Below are 23,644 nucleotides of genomic sequence, written 5' to 3'. Positions count from 1 at the left end.
ACGAGTACCAGATGAAAGCATTGATGTTTGGATGGGAATTTCCTCCTCATATCCTGGGAGGATTAGGAACGGCCAGTTTCGGACTGACCAGAGGCATGGCTATGCAGCCGGATATGGATATAACATTTTGTATACCGAAGCCCTGGGGTGATGAAGACCAGAGTTTCCTTAAAATCATAGGAGTTTGTAATGTCCCGATCGTGTGGCGTGACGTAGACATGGAGCATGTGAAAAATCGCTTGTCCAAGTTTATGGATCCTCAGAAGTATTATGAGTTTCGTGACCATATATATGCAGACTTCAGTTATCGCCAGGTGAATGACCTTGGCTGTATGGAGTTTTCCGGACGTTATCCGGATAATTTGCTGGAAGAGATCAACAACTATTCGATTGTTGCCGGTGTGATTGCACGTACGGAACAATATGATGTGATCCATGCACATGACTGGTTGACTTATCCGGCCGGTATCCATGCGAAGAATGTAAGTGGCAAACCGTTGGTGATCCACGTGCATGCAACCGATTACGACAGAAGCCGCGGTAATGTAAACCCGGATGTGTATGCAATCGAAAAGAATGGTATGGATAATGCAGATCATATCATTACCGTAAGTAATCTGACACGTCAGACTGTGATTGAAAAATATCATCAGGATCCGTCTAAGGTGACGACCGTACATAACGCCGTAGAACCTATGAGTCCTGAAATCCTGGCGATTCAGGATAAGAAAGGTGTAAAGGACAAAGTAATTACTTTCCTTGGCCGTATTACGATGCAGAAAGGCCCCGAATATTTCGTGGAAGCAGCCGCAAAGGTATTGGCTAAAGCACCTAAGACTCGTTTTGTGATGGCTGGTAGCGGTGATATGATGAATAAAATGATCCGTTTGGCTGCCGAACGTAATATTTCCGACCGTTTCCATTTTACCGGATTTATGAAAGGTAAACAGGTGTACGAAGTGCTGAAAGCCAGCGATGTATATGTGATGCCTTCCGTGTCTGAGCCTTTTGGTATCTCTCCGCTTGAAGCTATGCAATGTGGTGTCCCCTCTATTATTTCAAAACAGTCGGGCTGTGCGGAAATTCTGGACTATGCAGTAAAAGTGGATTATTGGGATATTGAAGCAATGGCAGATGCCATGTATTCAATTATTACCTATCCGGCTATGCATGAATTCCTGAAAGTGGAAGGAAAGAAAGAGGTAGATAATATTAAGTGGGAATATGCCGGACAGAAAGTTCGCCGTATCTACGATCAAGTAATTAATAAATAACGACAAGACAAAAATTAAAACAACTATATTATGAAAACGATCTGCTTTTATTTTCAGATACATCAGCCATTCCGCCTGAAAAGATACCGTTTCTTTGATATTGGAAACGATCATTATTACTATGATGACTTCCAGAACGAAGAAATTATGCGCCGCATAGCTGAACGTTGCTACCTGCCGGCTAATAAGGCAATTCTGGAAATGATCAAAACAAGTGGAGGCAAATTTAAAGTTGCATTCTCTATTTCCGGTCTGGCTTTGGAACAGATGGAGATTTATTCTCCGGAAGTAATCGACAGCTTCAAGGAACTGGCTGCAACAGGTAATGTTGAATTCCTGGCCGAGACATATGCTCATTCACTGGCTTCTTTGGGTGAGAATGTGGAAGAATTTCAGGATCAGGTAAAGAAACATAAAGAAAAGATACACGATCTGTTCGGTGTGAAACCGAAAGTGTTCCGCAATACGGAATTGATCTATTCGGATGATATTTCAGATGCAGTCTATAAGATGGGCTTCAAGGGAATGTTGACTGAAGGTGCAAAGCATATCCTGGGATGGAAGAGCCCGAACTATATGTATAGTTCTTGCATACAGCCTCAGTTGAAGTTGTTGCTGAAGAACGACCGCTTTAGTGAAGACTTGTCCATGCGTTTCAATAATTACAACTGGAACGAATATCCGTTGACTGCCGATAAATATATTTCCTGGATTGCAGCTACTCCGGATTCAGAACAAATCATCAACCTGTTCATGAATTATGAAGTATTGGGATCATTGAATCCTGCAGAAACAGGTATTTTTGATTTCTTCAAGGCTTTACCTCGCTTTGCAGCTGATAAGGGAATCGGTTTCTCTACACCGTCGGAAGTATTCTCTCTGTTGAAACCGGTTGATTCTATCTCTGTTCCTTATCCGATGTCATGGGTTGACGAAGAAAGAGACTGTAGTTCCTGGTTAGGTAACGTTTTGCAGCAGGAGGCGTTCCGCAAGATCAACGGTATCAGTGAACGTGTCCGCCTGGTGGAAGAACGCCGTATCAAACAAGACTGGAATTACTTGCAAAGCAGCGACCATTTCTTTTATATGAGTACAAAGCACGGAGGTAGCGGTTTTAGTCCGTATGATAATCCATATGATGCATTCAATAACTATATGAATGTGCTGTCTGACTTTATAGCCCGTGTAAATGCCCAGTTCCCGGAAACAATAGATAACGAAGAACTGAACTCACTGTTGACAACAATCAAGAATCAGGGAGAAGAGATAGAAGGACTCCAGACTGAACTTGAAAAGCTAAAAAAGAAAACGGCTAAGAAGAAAACAGAGGCGTGATTGAATTAAAAGGATAAGGCTGATTCCATAAGGAGTCGGCCTTATTTTTTTGTATGTACTTAAATCTCGTTTTAAACGAACTTCAACTTCGTTTAAAACGGGTAAAATCTCATTTAAAACGAATATAGACTCCGTTTAAAACGAGATTTAGCTCGTTTTAACCAGTAAATCGACCCCGGAAATAAATCGAAGTAAGAGGTGAAACAAAAAAAGCGGATAGTCCTTGTTAGAGCTATCCGCTTTTTTTATGATCGGGAATTTACTTATATTCCGTTGTCGTTATGACAATTTTTGTCGCTTCTTTTGTTTTGAGCAACTTGACTCCGGAAGGAAGTAAATAATTATTTATAGCAGTGGTATATGGTTGAGATTGTCCGTAATAGTTGTTTGATTGAGCTGTAAGACGTTCAACTGGAACCAAAAGCAATACCATATCCTTGTCAGGATTATTCTTTATATGTTCCTGCATCAAGTTGGAGATATTATCATACGAATAAGATCGACTACTAGTGCTGTAACTGGCGAGGAATGATGTTCTTTTATCTTCTATCTTGTTATTAACAAAGAAAGTAGCCAAAGAATCTTTAGGCAGCAACAGTAAATTTGAAGGAGCGGAGAGAGCCCATTGCCAGTTTTCCTGCGGCAGTGCTTTTATTGTCAGAGGTATATTGTTGATAACACGGTCTCCGATTCTTTCAACTATATCCTGAGCTGGAATTGTTAATTGAGTATATACACCTGCCGGTGTTTTCAGATAAGCAATTGAATCATTTTCCTCTAACAACGGAGTCAAATCTGTATTTTTGAAACGGTTCAACTGCAATACTTCTTTGGTTACATTGAACGTTTCACTGGAATATGCGGTGGAATCCTGACCCTGGCTGCCTTTCAAACTGTACTTATAGTAGATCGAGAAAGTTGAATAGGTAATTTGCAGAATATTACCGCTACCATATGTATTTGTTATATACAATCCGGGGAAGAATTTATTAAAGTTCTCCTGGCTGCTGAAAGTACTTGGATTTTTGATTGATTCATCATAGAACTTCTGACCAAACTCCTTAGGCATCCGGATTGTAACAGTCGGAATAAAAGTGCGATCACCATTAGAATCAGTGGCATTACGAATACTGTCAGGTACAGAATTATCATATGCAGTATATGTTTGCATGCCCAATGAATTCTGCATGTCACAATACTCCAGCGGATCGAAGTTCGTATAAAAATCTCTTTCCAGTTCTTTGTCTACCAAATATATCTGAGCACGCATAGGAGCTAAAGAGTCACCCACCCAGGCGCCGTTCTGATACATGATTTTAAAATCGATAGAGTCAATCTGTCCATTAATAGGTTCATGCTTAAATTTGAAGTCATCCGGGCAGTAAAACTGGCAGATGTAATCAGATTTCACGTTACCATACAACGGATCATAGAACTCCCCGAGAAGTCCATTAGTAGTTCTTGCATATACCGAATCCATCAGCAATGTTGTCGCTTGCATCTGGAAAGTATCTACATATACGGGCATTTTGTCTCCGTCAGGCTGAATTGTCGAGCCAACCAGATTCAAATCATCACTACACCCACTCAGGATTGTTACTCCTAAGCCCAGGCCAATTAATAAAGGCTTGATCTTCATCATTTTCTCTCACTTATTTAGAATCTAATACGACATCGTAAAATTCGTTGAATGCATCCATATAAGTTTCCGGCGACTGATAAGGAAGGAACGGAGTATCTTTCTTGGTTGCAATATAGTCCAGTACATCCTGGTTGATCGTTTCACTACCTTGTATCACACCATCAGCCATGTCGATAGCCAGTTTCGTCAAGCCGACAAAGCTGGTATCTGTCTTAATACCTTTCAGGTCGCTGTCTTTGGCTCCGTCTGTTTTCAGTTTCTGAGCCAGTTCTTTTCTTAACGGTGTTTTAAAATCATCATTATAAATAGAATAGACTATTTTTGCATTTTTAAGACATGGATCGTCTGCATACATTCTTTTTATGTATAATGCAGTCAGTGCAGATATCCATCCGTGGCAGTGGATCACATCCGGTATCCAGCGAAGTTTCTTCACTGTTTCCAGTACTCCACGTACATAGAAGATCGAACGGTCGTCGTTATCTTCGTATTCGTTTCCCTCTTCATCGCTGACAGTATGTTTACGCTGGAAGAAGTCTTCATTATCAATGAAGTACACCTGCATGCGTGCGGCCTGAATGGATGCTACCTTAATGATTAGCGGATGATCCGTATCATCAATGATGAGGTTCATACCCGACAGGCGGATCACTTCGTGCAACTGATTGCGTCGCTCGTTGATATTTCCGAATTTAGGCATGAAAGTTCTGATTTCGCGACCACGCTCCTGAATGCCTTGCGGCAGATTCCTGCATATTGTTGCAATCTCAGATTCGGGAAGGTAGGGTGTTATTTCTTGAGCTATAAACAAGATTTTTTTTGCATCCATTCTGTAAACTAGTTTTATAAAGACGGCACAAAGATAATAAATTTCTTTCATTTACCGTAATTATTTATTTGCTTTGCACCGTCAATAAGCATCTAAAAAGATGAAAATAGTAAACAGCATTCAAGAATTGAAGCGTTATCTTGCCGAAGAAAGGCAGCATAACAAGCAAATAGGCTTTGTTCCCACCATGGGAGCATTACACAACGGACACCTGAGCCTGGTTAAGCGTTGCGTGGAAGAAAACGATGTGTGCGTTGTCAGCGTTTTCGTAAATCCGACCCAGTTTAACGACAAAAATGATTTGGCGACTTATCCCCGCACGTTGGATAAGGACTGTGCATTATTGGAGCCGGCCGGTTGTGATTATGTTTTTGCTCCGACAGAGGCGGAGATGTATCCTGAACCGGATACCCGCACATTTGATTTCGGAACAGTATCGGCCGTGATGGAAGGGGCGCGCCGTCCGGGACATTTTAACGGGGTGGCCCAGATTGTCAGCAAGCTGTTTTATGCCGTAGAGCCGGATAATGCCTACTTCGGGGAAAAAGACTTCCAGCAGATCGCAGTGATCCGTGCCATGGTAAAACAGTTGAATATTCCTGTAAAGATTAACGCCTGCCCGATTCTGCGTGAGGACGACGGGCTGGCTTTAAGCAGTCGTAACGTTCGTTTAACACCGGAACAACGTCAAAAAGCACCGTTAATAGCACGTACGTTAAAAGAAAGTACTAACTTTGCAGCCGGAAAAAGCGTACAGGAGGTTATTGATTATGTTGTGAATACGATTAATGCCGACCCTGTTATGCGGGTGGAATATTATGAAATCGTAGACGGAAACACCATGGAGTCGATCAAAAACTGGTCGGATACCGATTATGCAGTCGGCTGTATCACGGTCTATTGCGGTGAAGTTCGCCTGATTGATAATATAAAGTATAAGTAGCTGATAAATAAGGTGATTACCTTTTCGAAAAAAAGTCAGGACTTTTGATTTTAAAAGTCCCTTATTTTGAAAACAAAAGTCCCTTATTTTAAATGCAAAAGACCCTACTTTCGTTTGAGGGACATTTAATGGTAATCAAATTATACAGAAAACGATGTTTATAGAGGTAGTTAAATCAAAGATTCACCGGGTGACGGTAACGGAAGCTAATCTGAATTATATCGGTAGTATCACTATCGACGAAGATTTGCTGGATGCCGCCAACCTGATTGCCAATGAGAAGGTGGCTATTGTGAACAACAATAACGGTGAACGTTTTGAAACGTATATCATTAAAGGCGAACGCGGTTCGGGCGTGATTTGTCTGAACGGTGCAGCAGCCCGCAAGGCACAGCCTGGCGATATCATCATTATCATGTCGTATGCCATGATGGATTTTGAAGAAGCCAAAACATTTAAACCGGCTGTTGTGTTTCCCGATACAGCAACAAATAGACTGATATAGAGCATCGGTAGCAGCATTTAGAATGTTTTTAAACAACAATAAAGAAGCTCGCCGGTTGCCGGCGGGCTTTTTTTATGGTCTTGTGTTTCCCCATTTAGAAAATAATAAGAGTAGAATATGTATACGAACAAACAAATCTGGAATGTAAGTTATCCTATTTTTCTGAGTTTGTTGGCGCAGAACATTATTAATGTGACCGACACGGCTTTCCTGGGAAGGGTAGGGGAAGTTGAATTGGGAGCCTCCGCGATGGGTGGGCTCTATTATATTTGTGTGTTTACGATTGCTTTCGGATTTAGTACGGGGTCTCAGATTGTGATGGCCCGCAGAAACGGTGAACGGCGGTACAGTGATGTAGGACCGGTCATGATACAGGGGGTATTTTTTCTGTTGGCACTGGCGGCTGTGATGTTTACTTTCTCCGGTCTCTTTGCTAAAGATATTATGCGGTTCATGATTTCTTCCGATACGATTTTGGGAGCAACGGAAGAGTTCCTCGACTGGCGTGTGTTCGGATTCTTTTTCTCTTTCGTCAATGTGATGTTCCGGGCGTTGTTTATCGGTATAACCCGGACAAAGGTACTGACTTTGAATGCTATTGTGATGGCGTTGACGAATGTGCTGCTCGACTACCTGCTGATATTCGGGAAAGGTGGTTTTCCTGAAATGGGTATCAAAGGGGCGGCTATTGCCTCGGTGATAGCAGAGGGGGTGTCGATTGTTTTCTTTTTGGTTTATACCCGTCTGACGGTGGATATAAAGAAATATGCATTGAATCAATTCCGGTCGTTCGATATCAGGTTGCTGAAACGGGTGTTAAGTATTTCTATATTTACCATGTTACAGTATTTTATATCGTTGAGCACTTATTTCATGCTTTTTGTAGCCGTGGAGCATCTGGGGCAACGGGAGTTGGCGATTGCCAATATTGTGCGCAGTGTGTATATCGTTCTGTTGATTCCGGTTAATTCTTTATCCACGGCAACCAACTCTTTTGTCAGTAACAGCATTGGTGCGGGACATACTGACCAGGTTATCCCGATTATCCGACGGCTTTCTTATATCTCATTGGGTATTGTGGCTGTATGTGTTTTTATCACCTGTATTTTCCCATCGGCTATCTTGTCGGTTTATACGAATGACGCCTCTTTGATACATGCTTCGATACCTTCGCTTTATGTGATTGCCGGAGCCTTGCTGATAGCGGCTGTCGCTAATATCGTATTTAATGGTGTGACAGGTACGGGAAATACCCGTTCTGCCTTTGCGATGGAGTTGGTGACACTTGTCTTTTATACATTGTTTATCTATGTGGCAGGGATGCGTTTACATCTTCCGGTTGCTATTTGTTTTCTGACCGAAGTTGTTTATTACACCGGACTGCTGCTGGCAAGTGTAATTTATTTGAAAAAAGCAGCTTGGCAGAATAAAAAGATTTAGAGGTTTACATCCTTTTTCTTACCTTTGCACCCTATTACGTTAGAAATTAGAAAGAAAAAAATAAATACACATACGAATATGTTTGAAAATTTAAGCGAAAGGTTAGACAGATCGTTTAAACTGCTGAAAGGTGAAGGCAAGATCACCGAGATTAATGTGGCTGAAACACTGAAAGATGTGCGCAAAGCCCTTCTTGATGCCGACGTAAACTATAAAGTAGCCAAGTCATTTACCGATACGGTAAAAGAAAAAGCGTTAGGACAAAACGTACTTACTTCCGTTAAGCCCAGCCAGTTGATGGTTAAGATCGTTCATGACGAACTTGCCAGCCTGATGGGAGGAACGGCTATCGATATTAACCTGAGTGGAAATCCGGCTATTATCCTGATGTCGGGTTTACAGGGTTCCGGTAAGACCACTTTCTCCGGAAAGCTGGCCAATATGTTAAAAACCAAAAGAAACAAGAAGCCGTTGCTGGCTGCCTGCGACGTTTACCGTCCGGCGGCTATCGAACAGTTGCGTGTTGTCGGTGAGCAGGTTGGTGTTCCTGTTTATATGGAACTGGAAAACAAGAATCCGGTAGAGATTGCGATGAACGCTATCCGCGAAGCCCGTGCCAAGGGTAACGACGTAGTGATTGTCGATACGGCCGGTCGTCTGGCGATCGACGAGCAGATGATGAAAGAGATTGCCGCTATCAAAAGTGCTATCCAACCGGACGAAACATTGTTCGTTGTCGACTCCATGACCGGACAGGACGCGGTGAACACTGCCAAAGAATTTAACGAACGTCTTGACTTCGATGGTGTAGTTCTGACTAAGTTGGATGGTGATACCCGTGGTGGTGCCGCCCTTTCTATCCGTACGGTAGTCGATAAACCGATTAAGTTTGTCGGAACCGGTGAGAAGATGGATGCATTGGATACTTTCCACCCGGAACGTATGGCCGACCGTATCCTCGGTATGGGTGATATCGTTTCTTTGGTAGAACGTGCCCAGGAACAATACGATGAAGAAGAAGCAAAACGTTTGCAGAAGAAGATTGCTAAGAACCAGTTCGACTTCAACGACTTCATCTCCCAAATCCAGCAGATCAAGAAGATGGGTAACCTGAAAGAACTTGCTTCTATGATTCCGGGTGTTGGTAAAGCCTTGAAAGATATCGATATTGACGATAATGCCTTCAAGAGCATCGAAGCGATTATCTATTCTATGACGCCGGACGAACGTGTTAATCCGGCTATCCTGAACGGTTCACGCCGTCAGCGTATCGCCAAAGGTAGCGGAACGACTATCCAGGAGGTAAACAAACTAATCAAGCAGTTTGATGAAACCCGTAAGATGATGCGTATGCTTACTGCTGCCAAACCGGGAAGTAAGAAATTCCCATCGTTTAAAAGATAAAAACTAAAGAGATATATTATGGAAGACAATCATTATCAATTACTGGACGGAAAAGCCGTCTCTGCTCAGATGAAGAAAGAGATGGCGGAAGAAGTCGCCCAGATCAAAGCCGCAGGAGGTAAGATTCCCCACCTGGCAGCTATTCTGGTAGGTCATGACGGAGGAAGTGAAACCTACGTAGCCAGTAAAGTGAAAACTTGCGAAGAAATCGGTTTCAAATCGACGCTGATTCGCTATGAGGACGATGTAACCGAAGAAGAGTTGCTTCGCCGGGTAGACGAACTGAACAACGATCCGGATGTAGACGGTTTCATTGTGCAGCTTCCGCTTCCGAAACATATTTCAGAGCAAAAGATTATTGAGGCGATCGATTACCGTAAAGATGTTGACGGATTCCATCCGATCAACGTGGGACGTATGTCGATCGGTCTTCCTTGTTTTGTTTCTGCCACTCCGGCCGGTATCCTGGAATTGCTGAAACGTTATGAAATCGAAACGAGTGGCAAACATTGCGTGGTTTTGGGACGCAGTAATATCGTTGGCAAACCGATGGCAATGCTGATGATGCAGAAGACTTATCCGGGAAACTGTACGGTAACTGTTTGTCACAGCCGTTCAAAGAACCTGAAAGAAATGTGCCTGAACGCTGACATCATCATCGTTGCTTTGGGCGTTCCCGAATTCCTGAAAGCCGATATGGTGAAAGACGGTGCCGTGATTGTTGATGTTGGCACTACCCGTATGCCGAGTAGTGTTACTAAGAGCGGTTATAAGCTGACCGGCGATGTAAAATTCGACGAAGTTGCCCCTAAATGTTCTTATATTACGCCGGTTCCGGGAGGTGTTGGTCCTATGACAATCATTTCTTTGATGCGTAACACGCTGTTAGCCGGGAAGAAAGCGATTTACAAGTAAAATATTTGTATAATTTTCTTTGAAAACGCTTGCGGAATAAGAAAAAACATCTATCTTTGCACCGTCTTAAAGAGAAATACTCAACGAGACTGAAATGGTGAGCGTAGCTCAGTTGGTTAGAGCATCGGATTGTGGTTCCGAGGGTCGTGGGTTCGAATCCCATCGTTCACCCCAAGATAGAAAAAATAAGCCATCCTGTTACAGGGTGGCTTTTTTTATGTCCCTCTAGTAAAAAACTTACCCGGTATCCTATTGTTTCCCCAAAATATGAATAACATTTGTTGTAACGATTCATGTGTCAATATTGTAGGCATAAATGTCAGATTTGTGAATTGATAGTAATAAAGGAGTCCTATTTTTGTTGTGTAATATTCAAATTAATTAAATTTTTAAATTATGAGAAGCACAATTGTAAAATGGATTTTAAATTTGTTTGTGGGAATTGCCTTGACAACCAGTACTGTTGAGGCGCAAACAATTATTCTGACAAGTGATCAACAACTAAACGATTTAACAGATCCTGATAAAAAAATAGATAATTCGTTGGGGTATGATTCTCGTTTGGAAAGTCTTCGTGATGTTTGTAAACGAGGAAAGAGTTATGGATCAAAAGAACTGATTGTTGCGTTTGATGAATTTTTCCGTCAATATCGTACAGATAAGAATACGGAACGAAATTTAACTCCTGATATGGATGAATATGTTGATAAAATAAAAGTTGTCAGCGATTTTGTTTCTAAACAGGATATGGGACTTTGTTTGAGCCTGCTTAGTCCGCTTGAATTGGGTTTGGCATATAAAAATCAAACGGGCAACAGCGGTCGTTGGCTTGCTTATAAAGTCGGATTGAGGAATCCCCGTACAGGACAATTCAGCTTGCAGATGTGGCAGCAGTTGTTTTGGACGAATAATAAGGGACAAACTCCGGTAAAACTTAAGGGTGTAAAGGCTTATGCTTTTAAAGAAAAGGTGGTATCTACATCTATGCGATCTGTAAATCCGGATGATATTGTTTTATTGGAAAATGTGAAATATGAGGAGATTGATTCTATCAATGGCTCTGATCAGGGAACAATTCCGATGAAGCGCTTGCGTATCTATGGTGATGGAATCCAATGTGCAGGTTTTGATCGGGTTATGGTTATGTTAGAATATGAAACTCAGGAAATGGATTACTTTGATCCGGAAGCTCCGGCTTTCTTGAGTAACTTATTAAAGAAGTACCATGATAAAAAAGTAAATTTGACTTCCCTGTATTCTGATGAAATGCATATTCAACAAGATTGGTTTTATTTTGGACATCACGAAGAAGGTCAGTTTGCAGAACGTTATCTGACTAAAAATATGGCATGCCGGTATGAAGAGAAGTATAACCAGAAATTTGATGATCGCTACATGCTCTATTTTGCTTACGGAGCTCCGATGTTCCGTCCTACAACTGATGCTGTTGTCAATATTCAATATGTTTTGGGAGAAACACCGGATGCAATACATCGTACATTTTTATTACGTGACCGTTATTATCGAATGTTGAATGATGATGTAGTCAACTTATTCAAAAATGCGAAAGTTTATGGTGAAAAGCTGTTTGGGCATGAATTGAGTACGTCGGCGCATGCATCATGGGCACAGAGTCCTACGATAGACTATTGGAATTGTGAGAAATTATATGGCAATCGTTATAAATATGAATATACATCCAATTTTATCTGGGGTAATACGGTACATCAGGCATCTGCTGCTTGTTATGATTATTTTAAATGGAGTGAATATCTGCAACCGACCGGTAATGATTTTGCAGAAGGTGGTTGGAGTGACCGTAATTATTACGGGGCGGCAATGGCTGCATCCATAGGTGTTATCAATAAATATCCGAATGCCTATGCAGCAGCCTGGGGAATGCCGGATAAAGCTCTGGAACGTAAAATGGCTATAAATTATGCGTATGGTGCCAGTCCGAGTGAGCCAATCCGCTTAATGACAGGAAATGTGCACCGCGATACTGAAGTGTTGATTCTTTATCCGATGAATTTGGTTGCTGTGGAACCGCGTTTTGGAAGTTGGATGACGCAATATGGATATGCAAATTATCTGACAACTGATAAATTGCTTGAAATGGGATCTGTACAATCGGACGGACATATCCAGGTCGCAGAAAAAAAGTACGGAACATTGGTTGTTATGTTTGAGCCGTTACCGGAAAAAGGATTACTGGATATGATGGAACGTTTTGTTAAAGCTGGTGGAAAAGTTGTCTGGTTCAGTACTCCGCCTCTGATCGATAAAAGTGGGGAAAATTGTACCAGGCAGTGGCAGAGACTGTTTGGAGCTCAGTATAACCATGATTGTTATATGGGGGAAATTGCATCCGGGAAAATGATTGATTTTTCCGGGAGTTTGTCTGATGTTCCGGATCAGTCAATCTTGACAGATTTTATTGTAGACCGGATTTATCCGGTAACTCCCGTTTCTAATGCGGAGATTATAGCTTATTCAGACAAGAAAGTGGTTGGGACAATGCTTAAATATCCTGATGGAGGAATTACTTGTTATTGTGGTTTCCGTCCACGTGATGACCAATCGGCAAGCTTGGGGTATGAAACCCGTACTTTGTTTGAAATACTAAATGCTTGTAATGCTTATCCTTCTACCGGAAAGTTTGTGGTAAATGATAATCCGTCGTATCTTTCAAGGACTGGTGAATACTTTGTTTCTTCTTTCCCAAATTCTACAACCATGGTAGTAGCACATTATCGTACACATGCTGAAAGTTGGTTTGGAGGTTTCTCAAGAAATCAGGAAGATGATGAAAAAGTATTGCTTGAAAATCCTCTTCCATCAGATCGGATAGAATTGAAACAGGCAAAAATTAACGGGCATGAGGTATCATATATAGGACGTTTATCTTTAGGCTTTCGTTTAGACGGTCAACAATTGATTGCATTTTCAGGACAGCAGTGTAATGAAATTACTCTTGACGGAACTCATTATAAATTTGCAGATACCCCCGTGGATTTAACATTTTCGCCTGTAGATAATGATATGTCTCGCTATCAGATGTATGTTGCCGGTGAGGGTAAAATAAGCATACCTCTTCCTGCACATGTGAAAAAAGCTGAAGTCCGTTTTAATGGTAAAAAAATTAATTGTTCGGTGGCTGACCATCGTCTTATCCTGATGATTTTACCAGTTTATGCAGGAAAAAGGTTGGATCTTAGTTTGAAATGAGAAGGATAATTAGTAAAAAATATTTTATGAAACATTATTTCTTATTGGGAATGATCTTTTTATTGTTACTGTTTACAAGAATAGGACAAGCACAGGAAAGATTGGATTTATCGGCACAGATACCCATAGTAGCCTGGTATGGCATAAGGGCAAATGAAGCGACCGTTGAGCGTTTCAAGGAACTGAAAGAGGCAGGATTTACTATAAACTTTAGTGAGTATTCAAGTTTGGAAGAAGTGGAAAAAGCGCTTGACGCGGCACATAAAGTAGGTGTGCAGCTGATAATAGCTTGTCCTGAGTTACGTAAAGAACCAGAAAAAACTGTTCGGAAATTTATGGAACATCCGGCGGTTGCAGGTTATTTTTTACGGGATGAGCCTGTTGTTGCAGATTTTGCAGCGCTAGGTGATTGGGCTAAAAGAATACAAGCTGTAGATAATCGCAAATTTTGCTATCTGAACTTATTTCCGACAGGAGGTGAGGAGCATTTGAGGTTTTTGGGTGTTCAGAATTATCGTGAATATATTACCCGTTTTAATAAAGAGGTTCCTCTACCATTTCTTTCTTTCGACCATTATCCGGTTCTTGGAGATAATGTTTTGAAAGCTGAATGGTATGAAAATCTGGAAGATTTCTCAGATGAAGCAAGGAAAATCGGTAAGGATTTCTGGGCGTTTACTCTTGCTACCAAACATGGACCATATCCTGTTCCGACACGCGCTTCTTTACGGTTACAACTATATAGTAATCTGGTTTATGGAGCCCAAGGGTTACAGTATTTTACTTATTGGACACCGGCTGGTGATTCTTTTTATGATTATCAACACGGACCGATTGGTTTGGATGGTAAGCGAACGGAAGTTTATGATTTGGTGAAAGATATGAATGCTGAGATCAGATCAATTGCCGGAATCTTTTTGGGTGCAAAAGTTTTGTCGGTCAGACATACAGGAAGTGTTATACCGAGAGGTACGACACGTTTGACCAGTCTTCCTGAAAAGGTGAAGGTTTTGGATACACATGGATATGGAGCCATTATTTCATTGCTGGAAAATGGAGGTAAGAAATATCTTGCTATTGTAAACAGGAGTCTGATGGATACAATGGAGCTTACCTTTTATGCAGATCCCTCCGTGAAACGTGTATTAAAAGATGGAAGTCTTGTTCCTGCTGAATCGTATACAGCTACTTTATTGGTCTCCCCCGGAGATATATTGATTTATTTGTTGGAAAAATAGAGATTGAGAATGCATTTGAAATAAGAAATATTTATATCAGATGTATTTGTCAAAAATGAAACTTGAAAAATCATTTTTTTAATATTTAATAAAAAAAGAATTTGTTCCTTTGATATTAGTAAAAATATATACCGTGTAGAACAGATGAAACAAATTAATGAAACCGAAAAAACGCAGGTTATAACCTGTATAATTGACAAATCTTTTTGTCAATTATACAGGTTATAACCTGTATAATTGACAAATCTTTTTGTCAATTATACTATTCTATAATAAAATCTTGTATTTGGTTAGTGCTTTTGAAAAGTGCTATTTTGACTATCCTTTGTAAATCATCCATTCCTATATATAAAGAAACAGGATAAAAATAAGCTTCTTTATCCTGGAAAATCCTATTTGTTTTTTGTTAAATCGTCATTTGAACGGAGTAAAAACATAGTTTTTGCTCCGTAGTGAAATCTTTATGCCTTTGCCGAAGTATTCTTTGGCTAGAATTCAGTTAATTATAATAATAATACAAACTTTTATTGCAATATGTGAACGAGAATTGTTGATCTTTTACCCTTTCATAAGAATTTTAGGGTAAAAATTGAAGTAAAGATGTTGAACCGTTTCTGAAATGAGTATTCTTGATTTTGTCAAAAAATGAGAACTTATGAATCTCTCAAATGCACATGAATAATTGTGTATATACTTTGTTATTAAGCTTGCTTACTATAATGTACAATAAGCTAATCTTTTATGAAAAATGTCAGATTAACAAAATTAGGAGGCAAATCAGCTTTGCTGATCACCTCATTGTTGTTAACCCCTTTCTATGGGTATTCGGAAAAATCTAATGTTATACCGGAAAAAAATGAAAAGGCAGGAGTTCAACAACAAACTTCGCTATTAACAGGTATTGTCCTGGATAAAGACGGTTTCCCGTTGATTGGTGTAAATATTATGGAAAGTGTTACAAACGGAACTGTTACCGATGCAGATGGTAAATTTTCCATTAAAGTAACTCCACAGTCTGTGTTGCGTGTATCCTATATTGGATATGTGACCCAGACAATAAAGGCAGGGAGTCAGAAATCTGTATCCATTACATTGCTTGAAGATACAGAAACACTGGAAGAAGTAGTAGTGGTAGGATACGGTTCTCAAAAGAAAGTGTCTGTAACCGGAGCAGTCGCTGCAATACAGACGAAAGAACTGAAACAAAGTTCTGCTGCGAATTTGTCAACAGCTTTGGCTGGACGTCTACCGGGATTAACAGCTTTGCAGACATCCGGACAACCGGGAGGAGATGATGTTACATTTTATTTGCGTGGGGCTAGTACCACAAATGGAGCAACTCCTCTTATTTTAATAGATGGTGTGCCACGTGATAATATTTCTACGTTAGACCCGAATGAAATTGCTTCCGTATCTATATTAAAGGATGCATCTGCTACCGCAGTATTTGGCGTTCGTGGTGCTAATGGTGTTATAATGATTACCACACGTCGTGGTGAGGTTGGAAAAACAGAATTAAGTATTTCTGCGGATTATAGTTTGCAGCAATTTACTGCCCAGGCAGATCGTATTCACTCCTGGGAATTTGCAGAGTTACGTAATCAGGCGTTTCGCAATGATGGATATTCTGAAGCGGATTTGCCTTACACCGATTATATGATCGATATGTATAGGTCTGGTAAAGATCCTGTATTTTATCCGGATAGGGATGTATATAGTGAATTTTTTAAAAAATGGGCTCCTCAAACTCGTGTTAACGTGAATTTGAGTGGGGGAACAGAAAAATTGAGCTATTTCATGAATGTTGCTTATTTGGGGCAAGGAGGCCAATTCCGCACGGAATCGGAGAAGGATCTGGGATATGATCCGAGTTATAAATCGGATCGTTATAATTTTCGCGCAAACCTGGATTATAAAGTACTTTCAAATTTAAAGCTTTCTTTGAATCTGGCTTCTTATTTGGAAAAGGTAAATACTCCACAAACAAAAACTCTTTATGGAGGAAGTGTCGCTGCTATGATTGAAAATATGAGGGCTTATATTTGGGGAACACCTCCGACAGATCCGGGACCACTGACTCAAGAGGGTTATACGTTGATAGATGGAACATCTGTTCCGGCTGGTGAGGTTGTTAATCAGTCTGGTCAGGACCGCAATACTTATGGGGAAATAAACCGTAGAGGATATCAGCAGGAAACGAATACTAATTTGAATTCATCGTTAATCGTGGATTGGGGATTAGATTTCATAACGAAAGGACTTAGTAATAAATTTATGATTTCTTTTGATTCAAAAGCTGTGACTACTTTACAGGGAGTCCGATCGTATGATGCTTATGGTGTGTCGGTTGCCAGAACGGCGGAAGACCAATCTTATTATACAAAAGTGAGAACGAATGAAAATAATGCTATTTCTCTCTCAAAGTCTATGGCGACCAACTATTATATGAATATGCAGTATTCATTGAATTATGCCCGGAAATTTGGAGTGCATGATGTCACAGGGATGGCTCTGGTTCAGCGTGATAATTGGCAGGAATATGCAGCAGATTTACCTTATAATATGTTAGGTGTTTCAGCGCGTGCTACTTATGGATATGATTCTCGTTATCTGGCTGAAGTAAATATTGGATATAACGGTTCCGAGCAATTTGCAAAAGGACATCGTTTTGGTTTTTTCCCTGCTTTTTCCGCAGGTTGGGTGGCTAGTAATGAAAGTTTCCTGAAAGATAATAAGACTATTTCTAATTTGAAGTTACGTGCTTCTTATGGTAAAGTGGGTAATGATAAATTAGGTAGTACACGTTTCTTGTATATAAGTAACATTACGAGTGGTGGTGGAGTTATTCCTTCTTTAGGACGTGGGCAAGCCATTTCACAAGGGAAATTAGGAAATACCAATTTAAGTTGGGAAATTGCTTATAAACAGAATTATGGGGTTGACATACAGCTGTTTAATGAACTGTCTTTAACTTTTGATTATTTTAAAGAAAAACGTGAAGGAGTTTTGATCTCTCGTGGTACGGTACCTGAAATTCAGGGAGTAGCACTTGGTAATCTGCCTAAAGTCAATATGGGACGTATTGATAATCATGGATATGAGTTGGAGGCAACTTACAATAAGCGATTAAACGATGATTGGTCATTTACTGTAAAGGGAAATTTCGCGTATAATAAGAATACCCAACGTTTTATGGATGAAGCACAAAAAACGGCTGATTATGCATATCGTTACAGAAGTACAGGTTACAGTATAGGACAGTGTTTCGGATATAAAATAGACTATAGTAATGGTAATGGATATATTAATACAGAAGAAGAACTGGACAACGCTTTGGCTACTTATCAGGTAGGAGGAACTCCTCGTTTGGGTGATTTTCTTTATGTGGATGTAAATGAAGATGGTGTAATTGATGAGAAGGACCAGGCTCCGATCAAGTATAGTGATATACCTCGTATTACTTATGGCTTTTCTGGTTCTGTAAACTGGAAGAATTTTGATTTTTCATTTTTGTTTTCCGGTATAGCTAAAGCATCCCGTGTATATACTGGTTGGGGAGCTACAGAGTTCGGTTTGGTTGGTTTCTACAGTGATTATCATTTGCAGGCTTGGACTGCTGAACGTTATGCTAATGGTGAAGAAATTAAATATCCAGCCTTGGCATCCTCACCCGGAACTAGCCAGAAGGCAAATGATTTCTTTATTATGGATCGTTCTTTCCTGCGTTTGAAGAATATAGAACTGGGGTATACATTGCCTAAAAAACTTTTGAAAAAAGTCGGAATTAATAGTACACGAGTTTATGTAAACGGGAATAATCTATTGACATGGAAGGCCATGAAAACTGATGCAATTGACCCGGAGCAAAGTGCAGAGCTTAATTATCCGATTACTAAGATGATGAATTTTGGTATTAATGTGACATTTTAATCATTGAAAGGAGAGTTATATGAAACTAACATATTTCTTAATATCTTCAATTGTTCTGTTGGGAACATTGAATTCTTGTTCTGATGTCCTGGATGTAGCTCCTGATGGAACGCTCACTATGGAGGAAATATATGCAGACCCGGATAAAGTAGGTGCTTTGTTGAATGCTTGTTATAATAATATTCCTCAAAAGGGATATGCTTATTGGTTTTTTGATCCTTTAGTGACAGCTTGTAGTGATGAAGGGTGGTCTTCGGAAGAAGTACAGGGAACAAGTATTCAATCAATGTATAATGCGAATGAATCAGCGTCTTCCCATCCGATAAGAGATATGCACGATGGACATGGTGCAGCCAATAATGCTTATTGGTCCAGATATTGGCAACAAATACGTTTGTGCAACCAGTTTTTGGAAAATATAGGGACAGCGGCTGTAAATAGTGAAGCAGAACGTGCCCGTTTTACCGCAGAGGCACACGTTATGCGTGCTTTTTTCTATTCAGAGTTGGTTAAATGGTTTGGCAAAGTCCCTATTGTGGATAAAACCATAGCGTTTGATGCTGATTTTTCTACATTGAAACGGGAAGCCGTGTATGATGTTGCCCGATTTATAGCAGAAGACTGTGATGCCGGTCTCAATTGTGCGGAACTACCCTGGCGTATTACAACGGAAGATGAAGCAATGCGGGCAACTAAAGCATTAGCTTGGGCTGTTAAATCTAAAATGATGTTGTTTGCAGCCAGTCCTTTGTTTAATGCAGGAGAAGATCATTGGGAAGAAGCATATCAGATGAATAAACAGGCAGTAGAGGAATTGAAAAAGAATGGGTATGCATTATTTACCACATGTACTAATCCTTCAACATTTGGAACATATGACGCTGCTGCTTTTCATCAGTTGGTTTGTCAAAATGCAGACTATTCAGCAGAACCACGTGATAAAGAAACAATTTGGCAACATCGTGCCGGAGGTGTTTTCGTATGGCATGTCGGTTATATAGGAAGTTCTATGGATGGTACTTATAAATGTGGAACATGTCCTACTCAGGAGCTGGTTGATGCTTTCGAAACAACAGATGGGCAGCCTATACTGGATTTGGCTAAACCTTATTTGGATGAAAAGCATATGCAACCGAATTATAATCCTAATAATAAAATATATGATCCTAAAAATCCGTATGAAAATCGTGATCCGCGTTTGACAGCAACAGTTTTATGTAATGGTGATTCTTTAATCTGGAATAATGGAGAAGTATTTACTGTTGAAACTTATGTGAATGGCCGACATGGAATTAGTCTGGATCCGTCTGACAGAGCTCATAGTCGTACCGGTTATTATCATAGGAAATTAGTTACTCCCCAGGCTTCAAATACAAATCAAATAAATAATTCAAACTGGAAATTTTTCCGGTTAGGAGAAATTATTCTGAATTATGCGGAAGCAGCAGCAGAATCAGGGCATTTGGCAGAAGCTAAAGCTGCCGTGGATGAGATAAGGGCTCGTGTAAATATGCCTGCGTTGCCAGCCGGTTTGTCGAAAGATGAAATGATTTTACGTGTTCACAATGAGCGACGCGTTGAATTAGCTTGGGAAGAGGTTCGGTATTTTGATTTACGTCGTTGGCAGAAGCCTGAAGGTAATTTGAATGCTACATGCCAGTGGTTGACAGGAATGAGAATTACAAAAAATAATGATGGCTCGTTCAATTATCAACGATATAATATATCTACAAATCCACGTGGTGGATATCAGAATAGAGATTTATTATTGCCATTACCATTGGACGAAGTGTCCCGTTTGGAGTCAACAACGGGAGTCTCCTGGCAAAATCAGGGATGGTAATATTCTGTATAACTTGAAAAGAATCTAAATTATGAGCTACATAAAAAATAAAATATCCATATTGGCTATTTGTGCTTGCTTGAGTTCTCCGGGAATATTAGGTTGGGCACAAGATCCTTCTATTCAATTAAAAGGGTTTGTCATTGATGAGTTTGGAAAGCCGATTTCCGGGGCTCTTTTGAAGTCGGAAAACGGAAAATGCGAATATCTGACAAAAGTTGATGGTACGTATGAAATAGATATAAAGGATGGAAGCCAATATATTACAGTTTCATATATCGGTTATGATGATAAAAAAGTATCTGTCGTAAATCACGAAGGATTGGAATCTATTCAGTTGTCATACGATGCTGAAAAAATGGATGAGGTCATAGATTTGGGATATATGTCGTTACCTAAAAGGGCGGTAACCGGAGCTGTTTCCAGAGTTTTAGGTTCAGATTTGGATAAGTCTCCTGAATCAAATCTGACAAAAACTTTTGCAGGTCGGTTTACGGGGTTGACGACGATAGAAACAAATGCTGAATTATCCCGTGGAGCATTGAGTTCTTCGTCAACAGGGGTAACACAATTGGTCAGAGGGCTTTCTACCATTAATGGACGGGAACCGCTAGTGATTGTGGATGGAATTATTTGTCCTAATACGAATTATACATATATTACTCCTAAAGAAATAGAGTCGGTAACTATATTGAAGGATGCTGCTACAACGGCTATTTATGGCATTCAGGGAGCAAATGGGATAATTTCGATTAAGACTAAGCAGGGACACATTGGAAAAACAAAAGTAGAGGTGAATTTTGACCAGTCATTCCAGCAAATGACAAAAGAACCTTTATTTGTTAATTCATCCGATTATGTTACAATGAGAAATCAGGCAGGCTATAATGATGGTCTGGGGGGGTATTCCCAGTTTTCTAAGACGGATACCGAGTTGTTCCAAGCTGGAGGTAATGAATTATATCCAAATAATAACTGGTATAAAATGTTTATACGTCCTTTGACTTTAATGTCCAGAGTAGGTGTAAATGTAAAAGGGGGAACTGAGAGAGTTCGTTATTTTTCTAATGTGAATTATATGCATCAGCAATTGCCGTTTAAAACAGCTAATGAAAGTGGTTCGAAGTATGATCCGACTCCTAAAAATAGCTGGTTTAATTTCCGTTCGAATATTGATGTGAAAATAAATGATTATTTAAGTGGTTTCATGCGGTTGTCCGGTAATATTAAAACAGAAAAGACTGCTGGTTATGGTAATGAGACTATTTATAACCATATATTTAATTTGCCACCCACGATGTATGGTCCATTAACTCCGTCAGGAGACGGTCTAAGTAACGGTAATCAAGTTGTAACACATGATAATGAGAAAACTCCTGTCTACGGGATGCTGAACCGTTCTGGTTATATTCAGGCTCTTGTTGCCAATATAAACGCTCAAGCAGGTTTGACTTTGGATATGAGTTTTCTTACTAAAGGTCTTTCTGTAAGCGGGACAATGGCTTATCAAACTAATTCTGTGAATCAAACAACTACAACTCAGAATTTTGAACGTTATGTCCGTTCAAAAGACTTGTCAAAGTTGGATTTTTCATTATTAGGTTCAGACAACAATACTCCTCTTTCTTACGGAAAAAGTTCTACATTTTATTACAATTTGAATCTTTATGCAAATGTGGATTATAAACGTAGGTTTGATGATCATAGTATTAGCGCCATGGGGTATATTTTTTATTTGCAACAAGAGAAAGAGGTCTCTTCTGGTTCCGGTATGTTGCCATATAAACGTGAAAGTTTAGGACTTACAGCAACGTATGGTTATAAAGACCGTTATTTTGTAAAAGCGGATTTGGGATATTCCGGTTCTGAACAGTTCCACCCGGATAACCGGTATATTGCTACTCCGGCTATTTCCGGTGCCTGGGTTGTTTCGGACGAAGCTTTTTTGGAGAATTGGACTTGGTTAAGTAATTTGAAATTAAGAGCCTCGTATGGTATTACAGCAAATGATCAGCTGGGTGGGGAACGATTTTTATATCTGGATTATATTGATGTAAGTGGTAATGAAGGATTAAAAGGTAATCCGGATTTGATGGCGGAGAAGATGAAAAAGCAAAATTATGGTTTTGATCTGGGGCTGTTCAATGAATTGACCATCTCTTTTGACTGGTATAAATCTTTGTGCGATAATATGCTGGTAAGTAGTGCCGGTTTAGTTCCGGAATATCAAGGAACTGTACTTTCCAACTATCCAAAAACGAATACGGGTAAAATGGAAAATCATGGTTTTGAAATTGAAGCAATGTATGATAAAAAGATTAATGAAGATTGGTCTTTTTATGTAGGCGGCGCTTTCAGTTATAATAAGAACAAGGTTATTAGTATTAATGAATCTCCTTATTCAAATGAGTATGCTTATCCGTACCGTACAGAGGGATTTAGTTATGGGCAACAGTGGGGATATTTGATTGATTACAGCAATGGCAATGGCATGTTTAATTTTCAGGAAGAACTTGAAAAGAGCGGCTTGAGTTATGCTTTCGGAACTCCTCGTGTCGGTGATTTTATCTATCAGGATTTAAACGGTGATAAAATAATAGATGAAAAAGATAAAGCTCCGATTTTAAACACTTCTATACCGCAGCAGTACTATAGTTTCTCCGGAGGTTTTAAGTATAAGGGCTTTGAAGTTAATCTTTTATTTCAAGGTGTTGGTAAATATTCAAAAACGATAAGTGGTGTAGGTGCATATGAATCGGAATATCAGGGTGTATTTACAGACCTTCATTTAAAAGCATGGACTCCTGAACGTTGGAATAATGGAGAAGAAGTAACTTATCCGGCTTTATCGTTGAAAGCATCTACCAACCATCAGCCAAACAGTTTCTTTATTATGGATGCATCTTATTTGCGTTTAAAGAACGCGGAGATTGCTTATACATTACCATTGAATACTTCAAAGAAGGTTTTTGCAGAAAAAATCCGTTTTTCTTTAAGTGGACAGAATTTGTTTACAATCGATAATATGCGCTCAAAACATATAGATCCGGAAATAGCTAACATGGGTACTTTCCAACCATATAGAGTGTATAATATTGGAGTGAGCTTAACATTTTAA

General features: G+C 39.8%; 14 protein-coding genes and 1 tRNA gene. 13 read left to right on the top strand and 2 right to left on the bottom strand.

Translation table 11 applies throughout. The features are described 5' to 3' along the window. Positions 1-11 precede the first annotated feature (11 nt). Positions 12-1,274 carry a glycosyltransferase gene (locus NBH14_RS06360; RefSeq protein WP_186958306.1) on the top strand — a complete coding sequence of 421 codons (1,263 nt, stop codon included), beginning with the start codon at positions 12-14 and terminating at the stop codon, positions 1,272-1,274. A 30-nt stretch (positions 1,275-1,304) separates the two neighbouring features. Continuing rightward, positions 1,305-2,609, top strand: a complete 1,305-nt coding sequence (locus NBH14_RS06355; protein ID WP_186958305.1) for a glycoside hydrolase family 57 protein — start codon at positions 1,305-1,307, stop codon at positions 2,607-2,609. A gap of 259 nt (positions 2,610-2,868) precedes the next feature. On the opposite strand, the gene NBH14_RS06350 is transcribed toward NBH14_RS06355, so the two are convergent. After that, positions 2,869-4,248, bottom strand: a complete 1,380-nt coding sequence (locus NBH14_RS06350) for a DUF4270 domain-containing protein (protein WP_186958382.1) — start codon at positions 4,246-4,248, stop codon at positions 2,869-2,871. A 13-nt stretch (positions 4,249-4,261) separates the two neighbouring features. Then, entirely contained in the window at positions 4,262-5,080 is an 819-nt protein-coding gene (locus NBH14_RS06345) for a glycogen/starch synthase (RefSeq protein ID WP_186958304.1), read from the bottom strand. Positions 5,081-5,180: 100 nt separating this feature from the next. On the opposite strand from NBH14_RS06345, the gene panC reads away from it, so the two are divergent. The 11 genes from panC to NBH14_RS06290 all read left to right on the top strand — a co-directional run bounded on the left by panC (position 5,181) and on the right by NBH14_RS06290 (position 23,644). Then, on the top strand, positions 5,181-6,023 hold the full coding sequence (gene panC, locus NBH14_RS06340; protein WP_007654091.1) for a pantoate--beta-alanine ligase: 843 nt from the start codon (positions 5,181-5,183) through the stop codon (positions 6,021-6,023). A 154-nt stretch (positions 6,024-6,177) separates the two neighbouring features. Then, positions 6,178-6,528 (top strand): aspartate 1-decarboxylase, encoded by a 351-nt coding sequence (panD, locus tag NBH14_RS06335; protein ID WP_007654090.1) that lies wholly within the window; start codon positions 6,178-6,180, stop codon positions 6,526-6,528. A 117-nt stretch (positions 6,529-6,645) separates the two neighbouring features. Further along, a complete protein-coding gene (locus NBH14_RS06330; RefSeq protein ID WP_186958303.1) occupies positions 6,646-7,968 on the top strand; it encodes an MATE family efflux transporter in 1,323 nt (440 codons plus the stop codon). A gap of 78 nt (positions 7,969-8,046) precedes the next feature. Beyond that, positions 8,047-9,372 (top strand): signal recognition particle protein, encoded by a 1,326-nt coding sequence (gene ffh / locus NBH14_RS06325; RefSeq protein WP_186958302.1) that lies wholly within the window; start codon positions 8,047-8,049, stop codon positions 9,370-9,372. A gap of 18 nt (positions 9,373-9,390) precedes the next feature. Beyond that, complete coding sequence (folD, locus tag NBH14_RS06320; protein WP_186958301.1) at positions 9,391-10,287, top strand: bifunctional methylenetetrahydrofolate dehydrogenase/methenyltetrahydrofolate cyclohydrolase FolD; 897 nt, start codon at positions 9,391-9,393, stop codon at positions 10,285-10,287. Between the two features lie 97 nt (positions 10,288-10,384). After that, a tRNA-His gene (locus NBH14_RS06315) sits at positions 10,385-10,461 on the top strand. A 222-nt stretch (positions 10,462-10,683) separates the two neighbouring features. Further along, the gene (locus NBH14_RS06310; RefSeq protein WP_186958300.1) at positions 10,684-13,515 is read left to right on the top strand and encodes a hypothetical protein; all 2,832 of its coding nucleotides are present in this window, start codon (positions 10,684-10,686) and stop codon (positions 13,513-13,515) included. Between the two features lie 26 nt (positions 13,516-13,541). After that, positions 13,542-14,753, top strand: coding sequence for a hypothetical protein (locus tag NBH14_RS06305; RefSeq protein ID WP_186958299.1), 1,212 nt, complete (start codon positions 13,542-13,544; stop codon positions 14,751-14,753). 741 nt (positions 14,754-15,494) lie between these two features. Next, positions 15,495-18,683, top strand: a complete 3,189-nt coding sequence (locus tag NBH14_RS06300) for a SusC/RagA family TonB-linked outer membrane protein (protein WP_186958298.1) — start codon at positions 15,495-15,497, stop codon at positions 18,681-18,683. A 19-nt stretch (positions 18,684-18,702) separates the two neighbouring features. Next, the gene (locus NBH14_RS06295) at positions 18,703-20,526 is read left to right on the top strand and encodes a RagB/SusD family nutrient uptake outer membrane protein (RefSeq protein ID WP_186958297.1); all 1,824 of its coding nucleotides are present in this window, start codon (positions 18,703-18,705) and stop codon (positions 20,524-20,526) included. A gap of 31 nt (positions 20,527-20,557) precedes the next feature. Next, complete coding sequence (locus NBH14_RS06290; RefSeq protein WP_186958296.1) at positions 20,558-23,644, top strand: SusC/RagA family TonB-linked outer membrane protein; 3,087 nt, start codon at positions 20,558-20,560, stop codon at positions 23,642-23,644.

It is taken from the genome of Parabacteroides caecihominis, from assembly GCF_023656785.1.
Lineage (GTDB): Bacteria > Bacteroidota > Bacteroidia > Bacteroidales > Tannerellaceae > Parabacteroides > Parabacteroides segnis.
Note: the sequence above shows the minus strand (reverse complement) of the source record. Positions and strands in the feature narration are given on the sequence as shown.

Excerpts from the sequence above, each read along its gene's own strand:
- NBH14_RS06350 (WP_186958382.1), bottom strand. The coding sequence starts at position 4,248 with ATGAAGATCAAGCCTTTATTAATTGGCCTGGGCTTAGGAGTAACAATC.
- folD (WP_186958301.1), top strand. The coding sequence starts at position 9,391 with ATGGAAGACAATCATTATCAATTACTGGACGGAAAAGCCGTCTCTGCT.
- NBH14_RS06310 (WP_186958300.1), top strand. The coding sequence starts at position 10,684 with ATGAGAAGCACAATTGTAAAATGGATTTTAAATTTGTTTGTGGGAATT.
- panC (WP_007654091.1), top strand. The coding sequence starts at position 5,181 with ATGAAAATAGTAAACAGCATTCAAGAATTGAAGCGTTATCTTGCCGAA.
- NBH14_RS06300 (WP_186958298.1), top strand. The coding sequence starts at position 15,495 with ATGAAAAATGTCAGATTAACAAAATTAGGAGGCAAATCAGCTTTGCTG.
- NBH14_RS06355 (WP_186958305.1), top strand. The coding sequence starts at position 1,305 with ATGAAAACGATCTGCTTTTATTTTCAGATACATCAGCCATTCCGCCTG.
- NBH14_RS06290 (WP_186958296.1), top strand. The coding sequence starts at position 20,558 with ATGAGCTACATAAAAAATAAAATATCCATATTGGCTATTTGTGCTTGC.
- NBH14_RS06330 (WP_186958303.1), top strand. The coding sequence starts at position 6,646 with ATGTATACGAACAAACAAATCTGGAATGTAAGTTATCCTATTTTTCTG.
- NBH14_RS06345 (WP_186958304.1), bottom strand. The coding sequence starts at position 5,080 with ATGGATGCAAAAAAAATCTTGTTTATAGCTCAAGAAATAACACCCTAC.
- panD (WP_007654090.1), top strand. The coding sequence starts at position 6,178 with ATGTTTATAGAGGTAGTTAAATCAAAGATTCACCGGGTGACGGTAACG.
- NBH14_RS06295 (WP_186958297.1), top strand. The coding sequence starts at position 18,703 with ATGAAACTAACATATTTCTTAATATCTTCAATTGTTCTGTTGGGAACA.
- ffh (WP_186958302.1), top strand. The coding sequence starts at position 8,047 with ATGTTTGAAAATTTAAGCGAAAGGTTAGACAGATCGTTTAAACTGCTG.
- NBH14_RS06305 (WP_186958299.1), top strand. The coding sequence starts at position 13,542 with ATGAAACATTATTTCTTATTGGGAATGATCTTTTTATTGTTACTGTTT.
- NBH14_RS06360 (WP_186958306.1), top strand. The coding sequence starts at position 12 with ATGAAAGCATTGATGTTTGGATGGGAATTTCCTCCTCATATCCTGGGA.